The sequence below is a fragment of the Phaeobacter sp. NW0010-22 genome (genome assembly GCF_040365955.1).
GTDB lineage: Bacteria > Pseudomonadota > Alphaproteobacteria > Rhodobacterales > Rhodobacteraceae > OMPR01.
On record NZ_BAABWT010000008.1, the window covers coordinates 39,750 to 61,211 of the forward strand.

Genomic DNA, 21,462 nt, shown 5'->3' on the forward strand with positions numbered 1-21,462 from the left:
CAGACGAACAGAGGTGTGATATGGACTTGCTCACAGCCAACGACAAACAGGGTCAATACCCTGACTCTTTTTATGCAATAAACGCAGGGGCGAATGCGCTTGACCGGTTCCCAAGCGCGCAGGGGGATTTGACCTGTGATGTGTGCGTGGTTGGTGGGGGCTTCATGGGGCTTTCGTCTGCGTTGCATCTGGCGCAGCGCGGATACGATGTCATTTTGCTTGAGGCACAACGCCTCGGCTTTGGGGCATCCGGGCGCAATGGCGGGCAGGTCGGGCAAGGCCAGCGCAGTGAACAAGACGAGCTGGAGGATCTGGTCGGGCTCGAGAACGCGCGCGCCTTGTGGACGATTGCGCGTCAATCGGTCGATTTGGTACGGGACCTGTCTAAATCAGACCTTGTTCATGCGGATTTCCATGATGGCATCATTCATGCGGATCACCGCGCGCGAAATGTACAACATAGCCACGATTATGTACGTCATTTACAGGACACCTATGATTATCAGGGCATTCGTGCACTGGATCGGGACGAGCTGCGTCATCTGGTCAATTCCCCAGCCTATCACGGCGGCAGTATCTACGAGGATGCTGGGCACATTGACCCGTTGCAGTTTGTTCTGGGTCTTGCGCGGATGGCCAAAGCTGCCGGTGTTCGGATTTTCGAAGAATCCAAGGTTGAAAGCGTTTTTGAATCAACACCCGCGCGGGTGACAACCGATCAGGCAAAGATAACCGCAGACTTTGTTGTGTTGGGCTGCAATGGGTATCTTGGTCGGTTGAACTCTCATGTCGCTGAACGGGTCATGCCGATCAATAACTTTGTCATCGCGACAGAGCCGCTGAGCCCGGAACGGCAGGAAAGTTTGATCCGGAACAATCACGCGGTGGCGGACAGTAAATTTGTGGTCAATTATTTCCGGTTTTCCGATGATCACAGGCTGCTCTTTGGCGGGACAGAAAGCTACGGATACAAGTTCCCAACAGATATTGCGGCCGCCGTGCGCAAGCCGATGTTAGAGATTTTCCCACAACTTTCCGACGTGCGTGTTGATCATGCGTGGGGGGGAACCTTGGGGATCACCATGAATCGGATGCCGCATTTTGAGCGGCTGAATGGCAATATCCTCAGCCTATCGGGGTTCTCTGGACATGGCGTTGCGATGGCCACTTTGGCTGGACAGATTGTTGCTGAGACAATCGCAGGCCAAGCAGAGCGTTTTGATGTGATGGCAGCTGTTCCAACAACGCGTTTTCCGGGGGGCGTTGCGTTGCGTGGGCCTTTGCTGGTCTTGGCGATGCTGTGGTTTAGTCTGCGCGACCGACTATAATTCCCGGCATTTGATCTGGTGCCTTTTAGGCACCAGATTTGAGTTCAGGCCATCTGGCTCTGTTTGTTACGCAGAATTTGGCCAACAAGGGTTGCAATCGACGCGCGGTTGTCTGCGATTGCCATGTTTTCCTGCCCCTGATCGACGTCCTTATCACTCAGTACTGTGCCCCGGCGGCTTTCTAGCAAGGCACTTGCGTAGGGTTTGGCAAATTCAGGGTGCCCTTGAACAGTGATTGCAAACCCCGGATACCATAACGCCGCCGCTTCACAGAAGGGCGAACTTGCAAGGATTTCGGCCCCGTCCGGGATCTCTTCGACCTGATCCTGATGATAGGCTTGGATCGCAAGGTTTTCCGGTTGTTGTCCCAACTCTGCGGGCCAGTTTTTGAAGTCGTATTCGTGTACGCCCAATCCCCAGCCTTTGGTCGATTTACGCACGACGCCACCCAACGCCTGAGCGATCATCTGGTGGCCAAAACAAATGCCAAACATCATGACATTCTCTTGCTTACAGGCCCGAATGAAATCTTCCAGCGGGGGGATCCATGGATGATCCTCATAGGCTCCGAATTTGGAGCCGGTGATGACCCAAAGATCTGCTTCGGTTGGGGAGGGGGGGAGTTCATTGTCCAGAACAGGATAGCTGACAAAGTTGGCGTCTAAGTCGCCAAGCCACGAGGCCACCATGCCGGGATAATCCCCATAGACTTGCTTGAGCTCTTCTGGAGGGCGCCCGGTTTCGAGGATGCCGATCGTGAGTTTTGTCTGTGCCATTTTCGGATCCGTCGTTGTGTCAAATTTCAGGGCCACGCCCAGCGATGACCTTTGTAATACAGAACTTGCAGCCCTAAAAGAGGTCGTTGACCTAGGACCAATGGGGTGGGTGTTTATTGCTCCGACGCAAGTACGGCCTCTTGGATACGCGGATCAACGCGATAGGCGGTCTTGAACGCGTCGGGAATGCGGGTCGGGCGGCCTGACTTAAGGTCCGTGCAGATGTATTCAGTTCGCGCGCGCACCAAAGTTTCACCAGTTTGTTCTCTGACGATTTGGAACCGACGGTCAGACCGCAGTTTCCCGTCCATTTTGACGATCCATGTGGACACATGCACCTGGTCGCCCAAGTGCGCGGGTCTAAGGTAATCAATCTCGTGTCTGTGAACGGCAAAGCCTTTGCCAATGCTTTGGCAATATGCGGTTGTCATCCCGGCTGCGTCTGAGTGCGCCCAAGCGATTGCATCTATCCAGCGCAGATAGACAGTGTTGTTAACATGATCGTACGCATCAATGTCGTCCGGCTGAACGTCAAAAACCACGGTGAAAGGGACTGGAAAATCCCAAGAGATAGGCGCGCTCATTATTGGTTTCCGTTTGAATGTGACTGCTTTGTATTCAAGTGCCAGAGATCCGTATCTTTGATGGGTAAGGGGCTAAATCAAAAGCCATTTGATCCATTTGGCTTGAGTTAAACAGGTGATCGCCAGAGCTTCAAGCACTTCGATTTCGACGTGACGGCACGGTAGTAATCTGCTGCGTCAAAGGTCTGTTTGTGATGCATTAAATGTATACCAAAGAGGGGGTTAGCGTCCTTTCGTGTAGACTTAAGTCGCAACGACCAAGGTCCAATACCCTCCGACAGATGCGATTTTTATGGTGACCTCAGCACCGAACCGGGTGCCTGACACTGATGGGTTGGGGGCTTGGACATCGTTGCCTTTCTTGAACACATTGAAGGGAGGAATGACATGAACATTCAAACTACTCGGAATATCAGCGCCGCACTGGATACGTCACATCTGGAGGTCGAGTTTCCATTTCGCGCCCGTTATGGCAACTTTATCAACGGTGAATTTGTTGAGCCGCGCTCGGGTCAGTATTTTGAGAACACGACGCCAATTACCGGCGAAGTGATTTGTGAAATCGCCAGATCCAACGCTGATGATGTTAACGCTGCGTTGGACGCTGCACACGCGGCCTTTCCCGCATGGGGAAAAACGTCGACCACTGAACGGTCAAATGCGCTGCTGAAAATCGCTGACATTATGGAAGCCAACAGTCAGAAACTGGCGGCGGCAGAAACCTTGGATAATGGTAAGCCGATCCGTGAATCGATTGCTGCTGACGTTGCCCTGTGCATTGACCACTGGCGGTACTTTGCGGGTTGTATCCGCGCCGAAGAAGGTGGCATTTCGGAAATTGATGGCGACACCTATGCCTATCACATCCCCGAGCCATTGGGCGTTGTCGGCCAGATCATTCCGTGGAATTTCCCGCTGTTGATGGCGGTGTGGAAACTGGCGCCTGCATTGGCGGCTGGCAACTGTGTGGTGATGAAGCCAGCGGAGCAGACACCGGCGTCGATCATGGTTCTGATGGACCTGATCGCAGATGTGTTGCCAGCTGGCGTTTTGAACATCGTCAACGGCTTTGGTCTGGAAGCGGGCAAGCCATTGGCCAGCTCAAACAGAATTGCCAAAATTGCATTCACTGGCGAGACCACAACAGGCCGTCTGATTATGCAGTATGCATCGCAGAACCTGATCCCGGTCACGCTGGAATTGGGAGGCAAGTCGCCGAACATCTTTTTTGAGGACATCATGTCCGCAGATGATGCGTATTTTGACAAGTGCCTTGAAGGGTTCACAATGTTTGCGCTCAACCAGGGTGAGGTGTGTACCTGTCCGAGCCGGGCGTTGATCCAGGAATCCATTTATGATGATTTCATTGGTCGTGCCATCGAACGGGTCAAAGCCGTCAAGCAGGGCAACCCGCTTGCGATGGACACCATGATCGGTGCACAGGCCTCAGTCGAACAGAAAGAGAAGATCGCGTCTTATCTGCAATTGGGCAAAGATGAAGGCGCGGAGCTGTTGACCGGTGGTAATGTTGCCAATCTGGGTGGTCTCGAAGGCGGCAACTATATCGAGCCCACCGTCTTTAAGGGCGACAACAAGATGCGCATTTTTCAGGAAGAGATCTTTGGCCCTGTTCTGTCGGTAACGACATTCAAAGACGAAGCCGAAGCTTTGGAAATTGCCAACGACACGCTCTATGGTTTGGGCGCTGGTGTTTGGACGCGGGATGGCGCGCGTGCCTTCCGGATGGGGCGTGAAATTCAGGCGGGTCGGGTTTGGACCAACTGCTATCATGCGTATCCGGCGCACGCTGCGTTTGGGGGATATAAGCAGTCCGGCATCGGGCGTGAGAACCACAAAATGATGTTGGATCACTACCGCCAGACCAAGAACTTGTTGGTGTCCTACAGCCCTAATGCTTTGGGTTTCTTCTAAGATCGTTGTTTCTCCAGCCCTGCGTCTTTCGCGGGGCTGGTTTCCCTTTGTTGTAGGATTTTTGTGATGACCGACGACCCCGCACAAATGACTGTTTCTGCTACACCAGCGGCGCTTGAATTGATCGGATCGATCAAAGAGCGGGTCGGACATGACCTGCTGTTTCACCAATCGGGTGGGTGCTGCGATGGATCGGCACCGATGTTGTTTGAACAGGGCGATTATATCATTGGTGATCAGGATGTTTTGATCGGTGAAATTGGGGCGGTGCCCTTTTACATAAATGCAGATCAATACGCGCGGTGGAAACATACCGATCTGACGATTGATGCGATCGACGGGATTGGCGGGATGTTTTCGCTGGAAAACGGAACGGGGCGGCGGTTTTTGACCCGGTCTGACATTTGTATGCGTTAACCGTGTAATACTTGTTCCAAGAAGCCGCGCAGACGTATCGGATCAATGGGCTTGTAAATAAGCTTTGTTGCTGCTTTTTCGCACTGGCCAACAAGATCCGGGGATCGATTGGCGGTTACAATGCAGGACGGAATGTTCCCATATCGACCACGCAGGTCGGCAATCGCGGTTGTTCCCAATGCTTGGTCATCCAATTGATAATCGGCAACGATGACATCCGGCGCGATGTCGATCGCAGTCAACAGATCCTGCGCTTCGGCCAAGCTGGCGCAGGGCAGGACATCAAGTCCCCATCCCTCAAGCGTGATTGTCAGGGCTGACCGTAGATCGGCATCGTTTTCGATCAGCACAGCAATTTTGTGTTCCATGCAGACGTCCGAGCCAGATTGGCCAATGGGGGTAGGGGCTGTCCAAGTTTCCGAAGACGCGGCGCGGGGGACTTCGATTGCGAAACACGTGCCCCTGTCCACAGTCGAGTTCAGGTGTAGGGGATAGTTGAGCAAACGACAGGCCCGATCCACGATTGCAAGTCCCAGACCCATCCCCTCGGCAGGGCTGGCAAAGGTATCGAGGCGATGGAATTCGTCAAATACCTTGCCTTGTTGATCCTCAGGGATGCCGGGGCCGGTGTCCCACACTTCGATCCGAACTGATTTCTTTTGGTTGCGGACCCCGATCAACACTTTACCCGTTTCGGTATAACGCACGGCATTGGAGGCTAGATTTTGCAGGATGCGGCGCAGGAATGAGGCGTCGCTTTGAACCACGGCACCGGAAAATACCAAGTTGAATTCCAACCCTTTTTGAACTGCCAAAGGCTGCAGCTCGTCATGTAGTTGGGTCAGGATATCTTTGAGTGAGAAAGAAGATATGTCGACAAAAGCCTGACCTGAATCCAGTTTCGAAATGTCCAATAAGGCGCTCAAGATTCCTTCGACACTGACCAAGGCATTGCCGGCTTTCTGTGCGCGATCAATCAGGTCGGGGGTGTCGAGTTCGGTTTCCAACGACGCGACATACAGCTTCGCAGCTGAAAGCGGTTGCAGCAGATCATGACTGGCCGCGGCCACAAACCGGGATTTGGAGGCGTTCGCCCGCTCTGCCTCTGACAGCGCGTCTTCTAACTCTAGCGTGCGCTCGGCGACGCGTTTTTCCAGGGTTTCGTTCACTTGGGAAATGGCGCGAACCGCGGTGCGTTCGGCGGTTACGTCGGTAAAGCTCATGACAAAGCCGCGATCGGGCATTTGCTGGGCAAAAACGGCAAGCGTGCGGTCGTTACCAAGACCCAGTTCGAACGACAAAGGCGCACGTTTCGAGTTACTAGCCACCCATTGCTCGACCATATTAGGATCATCTTCGTCGTGGAACCGCAGGTCGTTGCGAATTTGGTCATACAGGGTTGCGAAGTATGTCCCGAGTTGCAGCTTGTTTGCCTCAAGCGCCAGCAGTTCGCCGGTGCGACGGTTCCAACCGACCAACCGGCCCTTTTCGTCGAATATGCAAATCCCTTGGTTGAGGTGTTCTAGCGTTGCTTTGATCAGATGGGCCTGATCATCCAGCAACCGTTCCCGTTCGCGCCGTTCGAGGCGCATCATGTCCGTGATATCGGTTTGCAAAATCACGGTGCCCCGGTCTGGGGTCCGGTGTTCACTGACTTGCAACCATCTGCTGCCAGCCATCTGTACATTGAACACGGCATGATTGTCTTTGTGACGGGACATGCGGTAGGCGGCCCAACTTTCTGGTGTTTCCCCTTCGGAGAGCGAAAGAAACGGGCTGACACTTACCAAATGCACATATTCTTCGAACGTCATGCCAGGTTTGAAGAGGGAATAAATGTCCAGCATGTGCTTGCCAAATCGGGTGTTGCACATGACCATTTCATCCTGAGGGTTGAACAGAGCAAACCCTTCTTGAATGGTCTCAATCGCGTTGGCGAGGTTCGCGCGCGCCGCTTCGGTTTCAGCGTTGGCGAGGGCCAGTTTCGAATTGGAGGTATTGAGCAGGTCGAGTGCGCGTTCCAGTTCGCTGGTTCGGGTGCGTACCTCTTCTTCGAGCATGACCGCACGCTGAAATTGCGTGTAAGCCGCACCAGAGGTATCAAAGTTTTGTTCCACCCGCCGCATCAGGGTCTCTGTGATCTTGAGCAGCTTTTCGTTTTGGCGTTCAAGGCTATCGGCGGGGTTGATCAGATCGTGCCCCATTAAATCAGTCCTCGTCAGGTGGGTAGATCGCTACCCCAGTCAAAGTGTGGTTGACGTGCATGGCATGAATTTGTTCGCCGTACGTCGAAAACCCAACCGCACGATTTTCGGTTAGAATCCGCGACAGATCAGTTGCAACCTGTGTTTGCTGCGCTTCAAGGCGCCTCAGGATGCAATCACAAGACAGAATAATGTCTGGGCTTTCGGGCTGGGATAGCGCCTGCATTTCTCGCTGTAGGTGGGTGACCATGTTTTCGGGTTCGGCAAGCGTTAGCACCACACCTTCGTCAATGGCCGAAAAGAATACCATCTCGCCATTCTCGGCGACCTGTTGGATCGCACGGACATGGTGTTGCTCGCCGATTTGAACGACAACAGGATGGGCTGCAAAGGTAAAGGTTGTGAGCTGCTTTGGATCTTTGCCCAGCAAACGCGCATATTCCTGACCTGCTGGTTCGGCGTTTATCTCATGAACAATACGGCGTGCAGGATCGGCCCCAGTGACAACCATCCGTGTTTCCGTCGGGATCAGGTGATCGGTTTTGAAGACCCGGATCGGGCATTTGGTACGGACTTGGATCAACACAGCCCCATTGGGATAAGCTTTGCCACCATGCAGGACATAGGTTTCACAAAAATCGGTCCCATCGCCAGCAGATCCGCCAAAGAACGGGACGGGGCCAAGTCCAATTGCCAATTCTGCGGTCAACGTGTCCTCTTTGGTCGACAGCCCGTCGATAAGCAGGAACGTGAAATCGGATTCCCAATCTGGCGTTAAGCGCGCCATCTGGTTGCGATTTTTAATCATCTGTTCGTTCAGGCTGTGGCTGTCATAATCGTCCAGATCTTCGACCAATATGACACGGGCATCAAAATAAGAGCGCGGGAAACCCAGTGCTACGATTTCGGATTCCGTGTAACCCGCGTTTGAGATTTCCCCAGCAGTGGTGCACCCAACCACCTGGGCGGGGGCAAAAGTGCGTTGCGCCTGATCGATCAGGCGGGTCACATCTGTATTTGGGGACAAGAACAAGACGACCAACGACAGGTCACCGGGCTGCAAAGCTTTGGCAAGCTCTTCAACCGCGTCTTCTCGGTGGCAATCAACAAACCCGGATCTAACAATCTGCGGTAAATTTGTACCCATGCCTAAGGGACCACGTGCATGGTCCATCTCGTGCCCCTCCCCAATGAGCTTGTGCAAGATTAGTCAGTTGGTGGCGAGTCGTGCAAGACATTTGCAAAGCTTGATTTCTTTGCAATCAGAACTGCCTGCGTTCGACTTTGTACGCCCAGTTTGCGCATGATGGCTGTAACGTGCGCTTTGACTGTTGTTTCAGCGATGCTCAGGTCAAAGGCGATTTGTTTGTTCAGCTTCCCCTCGCAGATCAGCTGAAGAATACGCGCCTGTTGATTGGTGAGCGAGGCGAGGCGATTCATAGCGTCATTTTTGTCGGTGATATCGCTCTCTTCGAGTAGCACATAGCCAGCTGGAACAAAGGTTTCGCCGTCACTGATGGCCTTGATCGCCTGATGGAATACATCGCGTTGGCTGTGCTTGGGCACAAATCCAGCGGCCCCTGCGTGCACAACGGAACTGATGATCCGATTGTCCGCCATCGAAGACACAACAACGATCGGGCATTTGGTCGCTTTGCGAAGGCGCAACAGCCCGTCCAGACCATTCACGTCGGGCAGGTTTAAATCCAGAACGACAAGGTCGATATGAATGCCCTGAGAAATCAGATCCAACGCACCCTGAAGGTTGGTCACTGTGTGCATGCTGTTGATAGAAGAAACGGCTTGCAGTGTCATCGAGAGCGCGTCGCAAAACAACGGATGATCATCAACAATCAACGCCGAGAGCAAGGGGTTCGAGAGAGGCTTACCAGTTTGAAGGTGCATCAGAATTCCGCACTTAGAAGAGTTATCTGAGCCTACCAATCAGGCCCCTGCGGAGATATACGCCTTAAGTCGTAGAATGAAAACGCGCGCCAAAAAGGCGCGCGTTCCGTACATAAATTGCTTGTCTGCTTAGTTCGCCATTGCCAATGCTTTAGGCAATTTGAATGTCCACAACAGGCCACCCTGGTTCAGATAGTTGACCTTTTTGGCCACTTCGCCACCCCACAGTGGAACGGCGCCGCCCCAACCGGAAATGATCGAAATGTACTGCTCGCCATCCTGTTCCCAAGTGACGGGCTGACCCACGATGCCAGACCCGGTCTGGAAGGACCAAAGCTCTTCACCGGTTTCATCATCAAAGGCGATGAAGCGTCCCTCGGGAGTGCCGGTGAATACCAAGCCACCCGCAGTGGTCATCACGCCGGCCCAAAGCGGAGCATCGTTTTTGAATTCCCACTTAAGATCACCGGTGTCTGGATCGATTGCCTTCAGGCTGCCGATGTGGTCATCGTAGTTCGGTTTGATGGTAAAGCCGGCACCCAGATAGGCTGCACCCTTTTTGTAGGTGATTGGCTCGTTCCAGATGTCCATGCCCCATTCGTTTGAGGGCACATAGAAGTTGCCGGTGTTCTGGCTAAAGGCCATTGGCATCCAGTTTTTACCACCAAGGAACGATGGAGAGGAGAAGGTCACTTCGCCCTTTTTGCCATCTGCAGCGGCGGCTGGATTACCTGGGCGGTTGCCTTCGTTGTAGATTGGGCGCCCATTTTCATCGATCCCTTCGGCCCATGTGATGTCTTTGACAAAGGGGGTCGCGCTTACGAATTCCCCGTCTTCACGGTTGAGAACGTAAAAGAAGCCATTCCGGTCAGCCGTCGCATAGCGCTTGTTACCTGAGCGGTCGGTATAAGCGACAACTTCGTTCACACCATCATAGTCCCAGCCCTCGCGCGGGGTGGTCTGGTAGTGCCACTTGATGTCACCTGTTGTGGGGTCGATCCCGATGCGGCTGGCCGCGTACAGGTTGTCACCCGCATTGCCATCAACGGGCGTACCCGCGTTGCGCAGGTGGCTGTTCCACGGGGCAGGGTTCCCGGCACCAAACACCAACGTATCGGTATCCACATCATAAGAACCGCCAAGCCAAGTCGCACCGCCACCAGTTTTCCACATGTCACCGGGCCAAGTCGCGTTCAACTCGCCGGTCATGGTGCTTTCTTTGCCATTCAAAGTACCCATGTGGCCTTCGATAACCGGACGGGTCCAAACCATTTCACCGGTTTCCGCATCACGAGCCTGAACCTCGCCTACGATCCCGAATTCACCGCCAGAGTTCCCGGTGATGACCAAGCCGTTCACAATCAGGGGTGCGGCGGTATAGGAATAGCCAGCTTTGTAATCTGCAATTTTCTTACGCCATTTGACGTCGCCGGTTTTCAGATCCAGTGCAACGATGCGTGCGTCCAGTGTCCCGAAATAGAAGGTGTCGCCATAGATCGCGCCGCCCCGATTGATTACGTCACAGCAGGGGAGAATGCCCTCGGGCAGGCGGGCATCGTATTGCCACAGCTCTTTGCCGGATTGGACATCAATCGCATAAACCCGGCTATAAGATCCGGTGATATACATCACGCCGTCATAAATCAGCGGCTGTGTTTCCTGGCCACGTTGCTTTTCCCCACCGAGTGAGAACGCCCATGCAGGGACCAGATTTTTGACGTTGTCTTTGTTTAGGGTGTCCAGCGGGCTGTAACGCTGCAGGTGGCGTCCCATGCCGTTGGTGACAATCTGTGTGGTGATAGATTGATCGTTTTTCAAATCGTCTTCGGTGACGCCAGCATGGCCTGGACCCGCCAGCATCAGACCCGCGACAACCGTAGTGATAAACCGGTTCATAAGATTCCTCCCAAGTTTCTCCAATCGAGACCGGCGCCCTCTTAATACATGCGGGTTGTCCGGCTGTGCACAGTATTGGCGAGCGAGGCCGTGACGGAAATTGCACAAAGGTCGTAGATTTAAGCCTTTGAAATGCCTCAGAAGGTGCAGAAAGACGCAAAAGAGCCCGGTAACACAGGTTACCGGGCTTACAGTTTTAGGGCGAACATTGACCCGCCCTCAGGGAGATTAGTCAGAGATGGCGCTGCCATCGCGGTCAGTGATCGAGGCAAGGTAGCTCAGCACAAAGTCTTGGACTGTTGGGTCCTGAATGCCGACATGACGCATTTTAGTTCCGGGCATAAAGCCGTCATTGTCTTCCATCCAGGCGCGCAGTGCGGCAGGGGTCCAGACAATACCAGATGCAGCAAGAGCAATGGAAAAATCATAATCCGGGTAGGTTCCGGCAGCGCGACCAACAATATTTTTCAAAGGGGGGCCATAGCTGTCGTCGGTTGATCCGTCAGTATGGCAGCGTCGACATTTAGCATCATAGACGGCTTTGCCAGCGTCGACTTTGATCCGGTCATATATGCTTTCGCTGGCACCTGCGGGTAAACCCGCCAAGAGTGCAAGACAGATGGCTGGAATGATCCGTTTCATGTGGTCCTCCGAGAATAAGATCACTCAGAGGATACAGTAAACAGGCCGCGAATTCATTGAAATAATCAGTAATTACAATGTGTTCGGCCTGTACTTTAGTCGTAAGTTTCACCTTGAGACTAAGGGAATCTAGAACAAAGGTGCATATTTCCAATTATCAGCATCTGGCGTGACCTCGTCCGGATCATACTCCGCTGCTTGCAACCGTTTGGCAATTTTCAAGCCATCTGATGCCGCTTCGTCAATCAGGGCGCGGCCGCGGATCTCATCCCTGACCACACCATGTCCGCGCAACATGTTCAGGCCATAGTTAAACTTGCCAACCGGGTCACCCGCTTCGGCTGCGCGACGATCCCATTCGGCGGCGGCATCTGGGTTGTAAGCCGCGCCCAATCCGTTGTTGTCCATTTGCCCCATCCAGGTCATTGCGCCGGTCCAACCCGCGTTGGCGCAGCTTTCAAACAGCTTGCGTGCCATTTCATGACGTCCAGATTTGGTAATGTAATATCCGGCAGCACAGGTGGTCATATCTGTTATGCCTTTGTCGAGATTGCTCATCACGTGGCCAAAACCGCTGTCTTGCGGGTTGAGCGTCCCATATTCATCTTCCACTGTGACCGTGTCTGCCATGGCTGGCAAAGTGCCAAGTAGAACCAAAATTGCTGTCGCGCGTAACATAACGGATCCTCCTGTTGGCCAAGAGGATAGCACAGGCAGGTAAGGTTTTCACCGGTGTTATGGTCGTAGAGAGGTTTGCACAGGTCACCCTATTTGCCGGATCGACGTACCAACCCACGGGCGGGATCATATCCCCAAAGCGCAAGCGCGACCCAAATCAGGCCTGCCAACCCGGTCCATATCAGGGCGAACCCATTGAATTGGCCATAGAGTGCAAACCGGATCAGTTCGACCGAATGGCTGAACGGATTAAAGGCGCAAATATCATGAAGGAGCTCTGAGCTCTCGGCCATCTTCCACAATGGGTACAGTGCAGTAGACAGGAAAAACATTGGGAAAATCACAAAATTCATAACACCAGCAAAATTCTCAAGCTGTTTGATGGCCGAAGACAAAGCCAAGCCCAAAGCGCCTAACATGACGCCTGCGACCAGCAAAGCGGGCAACAAGGCGATATAGCCGTACCACGCAAATCTGATGCCATAGAGCGCGGTGATGGCGAGGAAAACATAGACCTGCAAGACCGAGATGCTGGTGCTGGCTAACAGTCGGCAGAACAACAACCACCAGCGGGGCAGGGGGCTGGTTAGCAACAGACGCATCGACCCCATTTCGCGATCATAGACTAAGGACAGCGAACTTTGCATTCCGTTGAACAACAAGATCATGCCGCACAAGCCGGGCACGATATAGACTTCGTAAGTGATGTAGGTCGCATAAGGTGGCATAATCGACAGGCCAAGCGCGGCGCGAAACCCAGCGGCAAAGACAACAAGCCATAGCAACGGGCGAACAAGGGCGGCAATGAAGCGGCCACGCTGACTGACAAACCTGAATGCTTCACGCCCAATAATCGCCTTTAAGGCAATAAGATACGCATTCATGCGGTGGCTCCGGTCATGGCAAGGAAATGATCGGCCAACGGTTCCCCCGCGCGCAGTTCCCCGGAGAGGCCCTGTTGCAACAACGCGCCTTGATGCAAGATCAACAGTTGATCGGTATCGCGGATCTCATCCGCCAGATGTGTGGCCCAGAGGACGGTTAAACCTTCGGTTCCAGACAGAGCATGCACGTGATCAGTTATCGACCGCCGTGCCGCCGCATCAAGGCCAACAGTTGGTTCGTCCAGCAGCAACACTTTGGGGGTATGAACCAAGCTGCGCGCGATTTCCAAGCGGCGGCGATGCCCGCCATTCAGGTTGCGCACGATTTCACCCGCGCGCTCGCGCATATCCAACCGATCCAGCGCCGCGTCGATCCGGTGCTGCGCGTCTTTGCCAGACAGGCCATGCAGGGCGGCGAAATAGGTCATGTTGCGCTGTGCCGTCAGGTCGAGATCCAGCGTCGGCTGTTGAAAAACAACGCCCATTTCACGCAACGCTTTTCGCGGCGTCCGCCCCATATCGTGACCCGCAATTTCGATGGTGCCCTGGGGTGATGTGAACAGGCGAGTCAGCAGGGCAAACAGGGTGGATTTACCTGCACCATTCGGACCCAGAAGGGCACAAAAAGAGCCCTGTTCCACGCTGAATGTTACGTCGTTCAGCGCCTGTTTGGCACCATAGGCGTAGCTTAGATGATCTACGCGCAGTCCTGTCACTTGATGGTGATCTCCAGCCTTTGGGTTTCACCCGTCGAGCCGGGAACCTTCATGTAATAGCTGCCTGGTTTGATGGCGACAAATCCGATTTCCATCTCTCCGGCTTCATCAAATTCGATGCTGTCCAGGCCGAGCGGGCGAATTTCCAAGCCTTCGACAACAATCTCGTCGATCCAGATTGCGCGAAAGAACTCAGGTCCGATCAAGGCCAGTTCCTGACTTCCGTCCCCCTGGATTTCGAATTCATAATACGTGCCTGACTTTAAAACCCACGGATCCGCAGCCAAAGGTTCACCGGCCGACAGGATAACAGGCGGCAAATCTTCTTTGTTCGAACCTGACAAAAGACCGGCAAGGCCGAATTTCGGCCCATCGTCATCATCGGCTTGCGCGCTGACAGGCAGTAACAACGCAAGAGTAGCGCCAAAGACTGTGCTCAGGATGGTAAGTTTGTTCATTTTGAACCTCTTGGAAAAGGGTTGGCCGTTTTGACCCGCAGGTCAAGGGCGCATCGCGGCACCCCAAGGGAACCGTCCGACTTTGATAGATTTGATTGCCTCGCGTTTGGCAACATCGATGACAGTCACATCGCCAGAGACACCGTTTGTGGTGAACAGCAACGATTTGTCGGGTGAAAAGGCCATGTGCCAGACACGCCGGCCAACAAGAATGTAGTCTTCGACAGCGAGCGTTTCGGCATTCACAACCGCGATATGGTTGGAGGGGCCCAAAGCGACAAAGGCGGTTTTTTCGTCTTCGGTGAATTCAAATCCAACAGGCTGTACGCGGTCAGGGTGAACCCCTTTGACCTCGAACGTGATCTTGCCCTTTTCGGTTTGATCGGTGGTGTTAAACACAGTGATCGTGCCGCCAATCTCTGAACTGACCCACAGTTCGCTGCCTTGGGCGGTGAATTCAGCATGGCGCGGACGGGCATCGACCAACGTGTTGGCAAACAGTTTGCGCGTCTCAGTGTCGATCCAATGGGCCATATTGGTGGTTTCAGAAGTTGTGATCGCAATTTTGCCATCAGGTGAGACGGCCATGCCTTCGGGTTCGATCCCAACATTGATCTGTGCCACGACTGTGCGGGTTTCAGTGTCGACCACGGTTGTCACAGCGTCGTCTTCGTTGGCGATATACAGATGGCGGTCGTTGGGGTGCAGAACGAATTGTTCTGGATCTTCGCCAGAGGGTAAGTCATGCAAAATCTTACCCGTTTCAGGATCCATGACCTGCACAGTGTCGCTGTCAGAGGCGCAGATATAGACACGGCTAAAGTCTTTGGAAAATGTGATCCCGCGGGGCCGTTCACCGGTTTCAATTGTGCGTGTCACTTCTAAAGTGTCGATGTCGATCACACTGACAGTGTCGTCTTTTTCGTTGGTCACCCAGATTTCTGCTGCAATGGCTGGGGAAGCCAAGCCCAGAAAAAGGGGAAGGCTGAGCAGACGCGCAAGATGGCTGGAGGGGGAAATCATTGAAAAGCCTCGCAATTGGATTCAGGGCGGTCAAGACCGAGGGTGTCGAGTTCGCTGTGTTGATGCAGATACCCCGGAAGCGGTGCCAGCGCGACCAAGGCACGGGGTTGCGTTAGCGGAATGGGTTGACGCAACTGGCCGTTCCATTGGCGATAGCTTAGCGGACGCCCTTTGAACCCGGCCAATTCAAAGTCATCTGACAGGATATAGCCCCGTAAGGTTTCCGTATCTGCCGAATTTGTTCGGGTCACGGCCTCTCCAATCGTGCGGATAGCGGCCCAGGCGGCGTAATCTTTAGGGCGCATCGCACGCCCGGCAAGCTCCGTAAACCGAGACTGGAGCTGAGCCGCGCCCCATTGTTCAACCACTGGCGACCAAGCGCTTGCAATGAGCCCTTCAGACCCGGCAACGGGACGGGGCAGCCAGGTATTGTAGGCAATGTAGCGACCAAAATCCTGCACCTCATCCGCGATGAGCAACAGGTCGTATTTACCAAGATCTTGGGTGAACAACGGCACCTCTTGCGCGGCGTTGCGGCGCATATCGGCATCAAAAACCCACGTCTTTTCAGATTTCAGTTTCATACCAAATTTGGTGGCGCTGCGGCGCAAGGAGTGCGCATAGCTCAGATCATCGGGATGCTCTCCGGAAATCAGGGCCAACGTATCCCACCGCCGTGATCGTGCAAATTGCATGATGGCATCGGTTCGCATCAAAGAAGAGGGCAGACTGTGTAACACGTTCGCACGGCACCCCTGATCCCTCAGCGCGTTTTTTGCTGATGAAACATTGAATAGGACAGCGTCCTGCGCAGCCTCCAGATCGGCTATGGCAAGAATGTCGGTTGCGGGGGCATCAAGGATGATCAGATCACTTTCGGCCAGCGCTTCTTTTGCTGCTGATATGAGATCCCCACCCACGGGCACGATCCGTGTGTGCAAGCTGTATTTATGACCTAAGAATGCCCCGGTTGTCAGATTGTCCGCCAGCCCGAGTTGTGCGCCCATGTCTCCTTCATCCTCGGGGATGGGATCAAGATTTGAGAGCACAGGTGGGCGTTCAACCGTTTGTTTTAGATAGACAACAGGGACAGAAACCTCAGCCAATGCGCCATGCGTGAATAAGGTAAGACATGTCAGGATGAGGCCGAATTTCGGGAAGCGCACGTAGGCTCCTGTGCTCTGTTTAATGTATTGTGATCAACCTACGGTGTCGACTGTTCAACCATCTATTGGACCAAGGTCGTATGGTGATCCCGGCGATTTCAAACTTAAGTCTTGTAGCAAGGACCAGATCGGGTCGGCTAAACTGGCACCTGAAAATACGAACGGGAGGACCCATGATGTTCAGATTGCCCTTGGCCACGTTTGGCCTGATAGCGACAACTACGATGGCTTTTGCACATGGGGACGTTGCACCACAGCCCATGGATACGGATACGTTGCCGGATGTTGGCGAGGAATGGTTGATCGAAAACCCTTACCGCGGCCAAGGTGACGATGTTTGGAAAACTGCGATTGAAATTGGCGACAGTGGCTACAACCAGAACTGTGCACGGTGTCATGGCTTGGGCGTTGTCTCTGGTGGTCTTGCCCCCGATCTGCGGTATCTTGAGGCCGAAGAATACGGTGATGAATGGTATGTAGAGCGGTTCCAGACGGGATATACCCAAAACGGAATTACCAAGATGCCGGCCTTTGGCGAATTGTTGGGGCAAAAAGCTGCTTGGGCGATCCGTACCTACATTGAGACCCGCCCGGATGATGGGGAGCTGGATGACGCGACCCCGCGGTTGATCCAAATCCGCGACCAGCTCAAGGCGATGGCGGATGGTGGAGACGGGGATGTCGCGGCCCTTCAGGCGGAACTCAGCAGTATTGCGGAAACGGTTGAAACCGGTTCAGGTGCACCCATCGCGGATAGTGTTGCATTCCGCGCGGCTTATCTGATTGGTGGCGACGAACCTAATTTCCTCGCTGCGGCCGAAGCTTTGACGATTGGCTTGTCAGCGACCAACTAAAACAACAGACTGAGGCACATGACACCCTATCTAGCAGGACTATTCGTTTCTCTTATTGGTCTCAGCGCATTCGCGACAGATGTGTCAGCGCGATGTGCGGATCATGTGCCTCAACTCAAGCCCCAGAATGCATCTCGTGACCGCGTGGGGCAAGATTTGGATACCATCCAAGAGCGGGGGTATATCACCTTTGCCGCGTATGAAGATTTCCCGCCTTGGTCATCCGAGATTGCTGGAAAACCCGTTGGCGTGGACATCGATATTGGCCGGCTGATAGCGCAGGATCTGGGTGTCGAAGCCAGATTTAACTTGGTTACACCGGGCGAAGATCTGCTAACAGATTTGCGCAATTGGATCTGGAAGGGCCCAATTGTTGGTGGCAGCGTGGCCAACATTATGCTGCATGTCCCCTATGACAGTGAATTTGCGTGTCGCGTTGAACAGGTTGTTTTTACCGGGCAATACCAAGTCGAAGAAATCGCGATTGCCTATCGTCAGGACGCCTATCCCGAAGATCCCCCAGTGCCCGCCTATTTCAGGTTCGACACGGTGGCGGTCGAAAATGACTCAATCGCAGATTTTTATCTGTCTGCTTTTCCGGGCGGGCAGCTTGGCCATAACGTAAATCGCTTTCCTAGTATGTCCGAGGCAATGGTCGCATTGGCCGCTGGCGAAACAATGGCCGCGATGGGGGCATTGGCCCAGCTTGAGGCCGGAAAACAGGATGGTATCGGGGTTCATACGCCACCTTTGCCCGGGTTTGCAGTTGGATCGTGGACCGCAGGCGTCGCGGTGCATTTTGCCTATCGGCCTTTGGCTTATGCAGTGGATGACGCAATTTATGCCGCTATCCAAGATGGCCGGATGCAGGCAATCTTTGACGCACACGGTCTGAGTTATCGCCCACCTGAGCTGCGCTAGAACAGTTTCAGCTCAACGTTTCGATATCGCCGTTAAAGTCGACCAGAGTGACCTCTGTTCCCACCGGCAAATGGCTAAGGGCCTGCCGAATTTCTGCGCGCGACATAACGCTAAAGGCAGTGCTGGTCGCATCGGCAATGGCTGCTTGATTTGTTTTGACACTGACCGTCGACCAAAGAGCGGGCGCATTGGTGATTGGGTGCTGGATGTGGGATGCAGATTTGCCGAGTGACATTGCGGTTGTGCTTGATGTCGCGATGGCTGTGTCAGTCAAACGACGTGTGCCCAAGTGACCGTGCATTGGGTCTGACAGGCTAAGGGTGAACGGGCCGCCAAGGGCCGCATATTCGCCGATGTTGATCAAAGCCTGCCCAAATCCCTCGCGGTACAGGTCAGCGCGGACCAAATCAGTGGCAAAGCCTTGGGCGATGCCGTTGAAAGTCAGCGCTTGATGCTTGGCGAGTGAAATCGCCTCTGAACTGACGTGCACGCGATCCCATCCGATCGCCCGACGGGCCGATGATGTGTCTTTGCCCTGGGCCAGTGCCGCCCACAGGGGTTGGATGCTTGGATCAAATACGCCCTGAGTGGCAGTATGCATGTCCGAGCATAGGCCCATAAGCCTTAAGAACTCTGGTGGCGGCGACTTCAAGCGGCCGGTTCGATTGAGGCGCGACAGGTGTGACGACGGATCATAGAGGCTGAACAAATGTTCGATGTCGCGCATTCTGACGATGACACGATCCAATGTCAGTTTGACCTGATCCCTTGGGCCAGAAAGCTGTATGCTGACATCGCTGCCAAAAGCACGGCCTGACCAGCTGTGCGAGCGGGCCTGCGCCATTGTCCCGCTGCAAACGCTTGCGGCTGTTATGGCAAGAAACCGTCGGCGGGATAGGGTCATTCGGCGGCCTCTCGGTTTTGGGGGCTGCGTTGGGTTTGACGGGCTGCAAGGATCAATGGCACGCATCGTTGCTCATCATTGTGGATCGAAACGCAATCCAGACATCCAAAGCATTCGGAATAGGCGATTTCGCCGGTTTTCTTGATTGATCCGTAGTTGCATTTCATTTTGCAGAGCTGACAGGGTGATCCGCATTCTTCGCGTCGCGCAATCCAATCCCGCCCACGTATTAGACCACCAATCGCCATGACGGCGCCTAGTGGGCAGACATAACGACAGAACCCTTTGAACAGCACCATGCCTGACAGCAGCCAGAAGGCGGCATAGGCCACATAGTACCATTCGCGTATGAAAAAGGTGGTAATGGCTGTTTTGAACGGTTCAACTTCGGCCACTGTGTCAACGCTGTCAGGCGAAACAAAGACAGTTGCAACCAATCCAGCGAGCAAAACATATTTCAGGTTTTTTAGGCGGGCATCCCACCGGGCGCTGGGTTCAATCTTGGGCATTCGCAACAGGCGACCGATGTGATGAGTGAACTCTTGCAGTGCCCCAAACGGACACAGCCAGCCACAAAACAGCCCACGCCCCCAAAGAACGAAGCCAAGAATAGCAAACGCCCAAATCAGCAACGAAAACGGATCATAGGCGAGAAACGTAAAGTTGCCGCCCTCAAAACTCGTTCGGATAACACCCAATACCGTGACGATAGAAAGCTGACCTTGCCCCCACCAGCCAATGAAGCCGGTGACGACCGCTAAAATAGTCAGACGGATGGGGGTAAAGATCTTGCTGTCTGCTAATTTGTTCTGCGCAAACAACACCAAAGCCGTCAGAGCGGTCAGAAAGACGGCGAGTATCACCATGTCTGTTTGTCGATTGCGCAAAGCCTCTACCCATGGGGGCACAGGTTTGGGTTGAACGGGGCGAACAAAAAAACGCTCATTAGTGCTGTGTTCAACCGCGAGATTAATCGACCCAACTTCGGGTCGGAAAATCCCGTGCTTACGAATGGCAGAAACGTTCAGGGTCCAAGCAGTGGCTGGGTCAAACCCAAGACGGCGGTCGGTTCGTAAGATCAACGCAGTTCCGTCAGGAACCTCGCTTGCCAAGTCTACAAACAGATCGCTATCGCGCAACGCAATGGGGAGGCCATTTTGTTCGGCGGATAACCAATTTGGGGCGGTATTTCGTACGAAATCTGGACTGACAAGGCCATGCCTAGCTGTTTCGATCAGCAAGATGGGTTCGTCATCTGGTGAAATCGCCAGAAACTCGCTTAGCTCGGCAAAACCGTCTTTGGACAAAGCGGCGCGTGCGATTGATTTGGGTCCAAGGTCGACGATCCACAAATCCAGATACGGGGCGTCGGGCTCATCTTTCGCTTCGGGGTCGTCGTCTTCCCATAAGGTGTCAGCGAAGGCCGCGTCGATTTCCGCGTTGGTGACGATTTTGTGGGTAACGAGGCCTTGTGCGATCAGATCATCCCAGCTCAAGCTCTCGTCAATGTCGGGATTTGGGTGTGCCGGTGGACCAGCTGCAAGCCCTTGCATCTTTTCGCGCGCGACGGCCAGCGCGGCACCCATGACCGACTCGTGCGCGATGCGTACAGATGCGGTCGCTTTGGTAACACCGTCCAAATAGACCAGCGAAGATCCGGTATCCCCGCCGCCATAAGGCGTTCCAACGACGATAGAGGACGAGATCGACAGGCCGGGGTATTGTTCAAAAAATTTGTGAAATGGGGCTTGGCCCAAGCCCGAAACAAAGATTGGTTCATTGTGCTCAATCAATCGTACATCCAGAAATTTCCCTTCCAGATCTAGTGTGACCAAGACGTTGATGGCAGCGCCAGAAAATCCCGGCAAAGGTGCAAGCGGTTCTGTTTCAAAGACATAGCCAGCTTCTGCACCACCTGAATTGAGTAGAGAATAGACACCCTTATCGTTCAAGGGTTCGCCCAATGAAAATGGAGGCATAATCAGATCTGCCAACATATCGCGGTCCATTGGCTCCGCCTGGACTGGTGATAGCAGGGCTAGCCAGATGCAAAGTGAAAGAATATATTGAATCGCACGCATAGTTCAAAACTCTAGAAGCAACTGGGCGCCCACAATATGCGACCTTGGTCTGATCTAAGAGCCAATCTGATCCTACGACCAAAGGCCTATTCT

Annotated in this window: 20 protein-coding genes; 5 read left to right on the forward strand and 15 right to left on the reverse strand. The window is 53.8% G+C overall.

All coding sequences use genetic code 11. The features are described 5' to 3' along the window. The first annotated feature begins 20 nt into the window (after positions 1 to 20). Positions 21 to 1,328: an NAD(P)/FAD-dependent oxidoreductase gene (locus tag ABWV33_RS16975; protein WP_353332417.1), complete on the forward strand. Its 1,308-nt coding sequence runs from the start codon at positions 21 to 23 to the stop codon at positions 1,326 to 1,328. A gap of 44 nt (positions 1,329 to 1,372) precedes the next feature. Here the strand turns inward: ABWV33_RS16975 and ABWV33_RS16980 are convergent, their stop codons facing one another. Together ABWV33_RS16980 and ABWV33_RS16985 are read right to left on the reverse strand one after the other, a co-directional pair. After that, positions 1,373 to 2,104, reverse strand: a complete 732-nt coding sequence (locus ABWV33_RS16980; protein ID WP_353332419.1) for a type 1 glutamine amidotransferase — start codon at positions 2,102 to 2,104, stop codon at positions 1,373 to 1,375. Positions 2,105 to 2,217: 113 nt separating this feature from the next. Then, positions 2,218 to 2,688 (reverse strand): acyl-CoA thioesterase, encoded by a 471-nt coding sequence (locus ABWV33_RS16985; RefSeq protein WP_353332421.1) that lies wholly within the window; start codon positions 2,686 to 2,688, stop codon positions 2,218 to 2,220. 387 nt (positions 2,689 to 3,075) lie between these two features. Between ABWV33_RS16985 and adh the strand changes: the two genes are divergently transcribed. Further along, on the forward strand, positions 3,076 to 4,620 hold the full coding sequence (adh, locus tag ABWV33_RS16990; protein WP_353332423.1) for an aldehyde dehydrogenase: 1,545 nt from the start codon (positions 3,076 to 3,078) through the stop codon (positions 4,618 to 4,620). Between the two features lie 66 nt (positions 4,621 to 4,686). Further along, positions 4,687 to 5,037, forward strand: coding sequence for a DUF779 domain-containing protein (locus tag ABWV33_RS16995; RefSeq protein WP_353332425.1), 351 nt, complete (start codon positions 4,687 to 4,689; stop codon positions 5,035 to 5,037). Here ABWV33_RS16995 and ABWV33_RS17000 read toward each other — a convergent pair. The 11 genes from ABWV33_RS17000 to ABWV33_RS17050 form a co-directional block, all read right to left on the reverse strand. Further along, the gene (locus ABWV33_RS17000) at positions 5,034 to 7,241 is read right to left on the reverse strand and encodes a hybrid sensor histidine kinase/response regulator (RefSeq protein ID WP_353332427.1); all 2,208 of its coding nucleotides are present in this window, start codon (positions 7,239 to 7,241) and stop codon (positions 5,034 to 5,036) included. The genes ABWV33_RS16995 and ABWV33_RS17000 overlap by 4 nt on opposite strands. Before the next feature lie 4 nt (positions 7,242 to 7,245). Beyond that, complete coding sequence (locus ABWV33_RS17005) at positions 7,246 to 8,415, reverse strand: FIST N-terminal domain-containing protein (RefSeq protein ID WP_113822192.1); 1,170 nt, start codon at positions 8,413 to 8,415, stop codon at positions 7,246 to 7,248. A 32-nt stretch (positions 8,416 to 8,447) separates the two neighbouring features. Beyond that, positions 8,448 to 9,146 carry a response regulator gene (locus ABWV33_RS17010; protein WP_121998840.1) on the reverse strand — a complete coding sequence of 233 codons (699 nt, stop codon included), beginning with the start codon at positions 9,144 to 9,146 and terminating at the stop codon, positions 8,448 to 8,450. Between the two features lie 129 nt (positions 9,147 to 9,275). After that, entirely contained in the window at positions 9,276 to 11,042 is a 1,767-nt protein-coding gene (locus ABWV33_RS17015; protein ID WP_353332429.1) for a PQQ-dependent methanol/ethanol family dehydrogenase, read from the reverse strand. Between the two features lie 228 nt (positions 11,043 to 11,270). Beyond that, positions 11,271 to 11,684, reverse strand: a complete 414-nt coding sequence (locus ABWV33_RS17020; protein WP_353332431.1) for a c-type cytochrome — start codon at positions 11,682 to 11,684, stop codon at positions 11,271 to 11,273. A gap of 129 nt (positions 11,685 to 11,813) precedes the next feature. After that, entirely contained in the window at positions 11,814 to 12,362 is a 549-nt protein-coding gene (locus ABWV33_RS17025; protein WP_113822188.1) for a tetratricopeptide repeat protein, read from the reverse strand. Between the two features lie 89 nt (positions 12,363 to 12,451). Then, positions 12,452 to 13,246 carry a lanthanide ABC transporter permease protein PedC gene (locus ABWV33_RS17030; protein ID WP_353332433.1) on the reverse strand — a complete coding sequence of 265 codons (795 nt, stop codon included), beginning with the start codon at positions 13,244 to 13,246 and terminating at the stop codon, positions 12,452 to 12,454. Further along, on the reverse strand, positions 13,243 to 13,962 hold the full coding sequence (locus ABWV33_RS17035; protein WP_353332435.1) for a lanthanide ABC transporter ATP-binding protein PedB/LutE: 720 nt from the start codon (positions 13,960 to 13,962) through the stop codon (positions 13,243 to 13,245). Before ABWV33_RS17035 ends, ABWV33_RS17030 begins: the two co-directional genes overlap by 4 nt. Beyond that, positions 13,959 to 14,420, reverse strand: a complete 462-nt coding sequence (locus ABWV33_RS17040) for a hypothetical protein (protein WP_113822185.1) — start codon at positions 14,418 to 14,420, stop codon at positions 13,959 to 13,961. Before ABWV33_RS17040 ends, ABWV33_RS17035 begins: the two co-directional genes overlap by 4 nt. A gap of 42 nt (positions 14,421 to 14,462) precedes the next feature. Beyond that, positions 14,463 to 15,443 carry a YVTN family beta-propeller repeat protein gene (locus ABWV33_RS17045; RefSeq protein WP_353332437.1) on the reverse strand — a complete coding sequence of 327 codons (981 nt, stop codon included), beginning with the start codon at positions 15,441 to 15,443 and terminating at the stop codon, positions 14,463 to 14,465. Continuing rightward, the gene (locus ABWV33_RS17050; protein WP_353332439.1) at positions 15,440 to 16,609 is read right to left on the reverse strand and encodes a lanthanide ABC transporter ABC transporter substrate-binding protein PedA1; all 1,170 of its coding nucleotides are present in this window, start codon (positions 16,607 to 16,609) and stop codon (positions 15,440 to 15,442) included. Before ABWV33_RS17050 ends, ABWV33_RS17045 begins: the two co-directional genes overlap by 4 nt. A 173-nt stretch (positions 16,610 to 16,782) precedes the next feature. Here ABWV33_RS17050 and pedF point away from each other — a divergent pair, with 173 nt between their 5' ends. Together pedF and ABWV33_RS17060 are read left to right on the forward strand one after the other, a co-directional pair. After that, the gene (gene pedF, locus ABWV33_RS17055; RefSeq protein WP_113822183.1) at positions 16,783 to 17,463 is read left to right on the forward strand and encodes a cytochrome c-550 PedF; all 681 of its coding nucleotides are present in this window, start codon (positions 16,783 to 16,785) and stop codon (positions 17,461 to 17,463) included. A gap of 18 nt (positions 17,464 to 17,481) precedes the next feature. Beyond that, positions 17,482 to 18,384 carry a substrate-binding periplasmic protein gene (locus ABWV33_RS17060; RefSeq protein ID WP_353332441.1) on the forward strand — a complete coding sequence of 301 codons (903 nt, stop codon included), beginning with the start codon at positions 17,482 to 17,484 and terminating at the stop codon, positions 18,382 to 18,384. A 7-nt stretch (positions 18,385 to 18,391) separates the two neighbouring features. Here ABWV33_RS17060 and ABWV33_RS17065 read toward each other — a convergent pair whose 3' ends face one another. Both ABWV33_RS17065 and ABWV33_RS17070 read right to left on the reverse strand, forming a co-directional pair. Continuing rightward, a complete protein-coding gene (locus ABWV33_RS17065) occupies positions 18,392 to 19,288 on the reverse strand; it encodes an FAD:protein FMN transferase (protein WP_353332443.1) in 897 nt (298 codons plus the stop codon). After that, entirely contained in the window at positions 19,285 to 21,369 is a 2,085-nt protein-coding gene (locus ABWV33_RS17070; protein WP_353332445.1) for a 4Fe-4S binding protein, read from the reverse strand. Before ABWV33_RS17070 ends, ABWV33_RS17065 begins: the two co-directional genes overlap by 4 nt. Positions 21,370 to 21,462 lie beyond the last annotated feature (93 nt).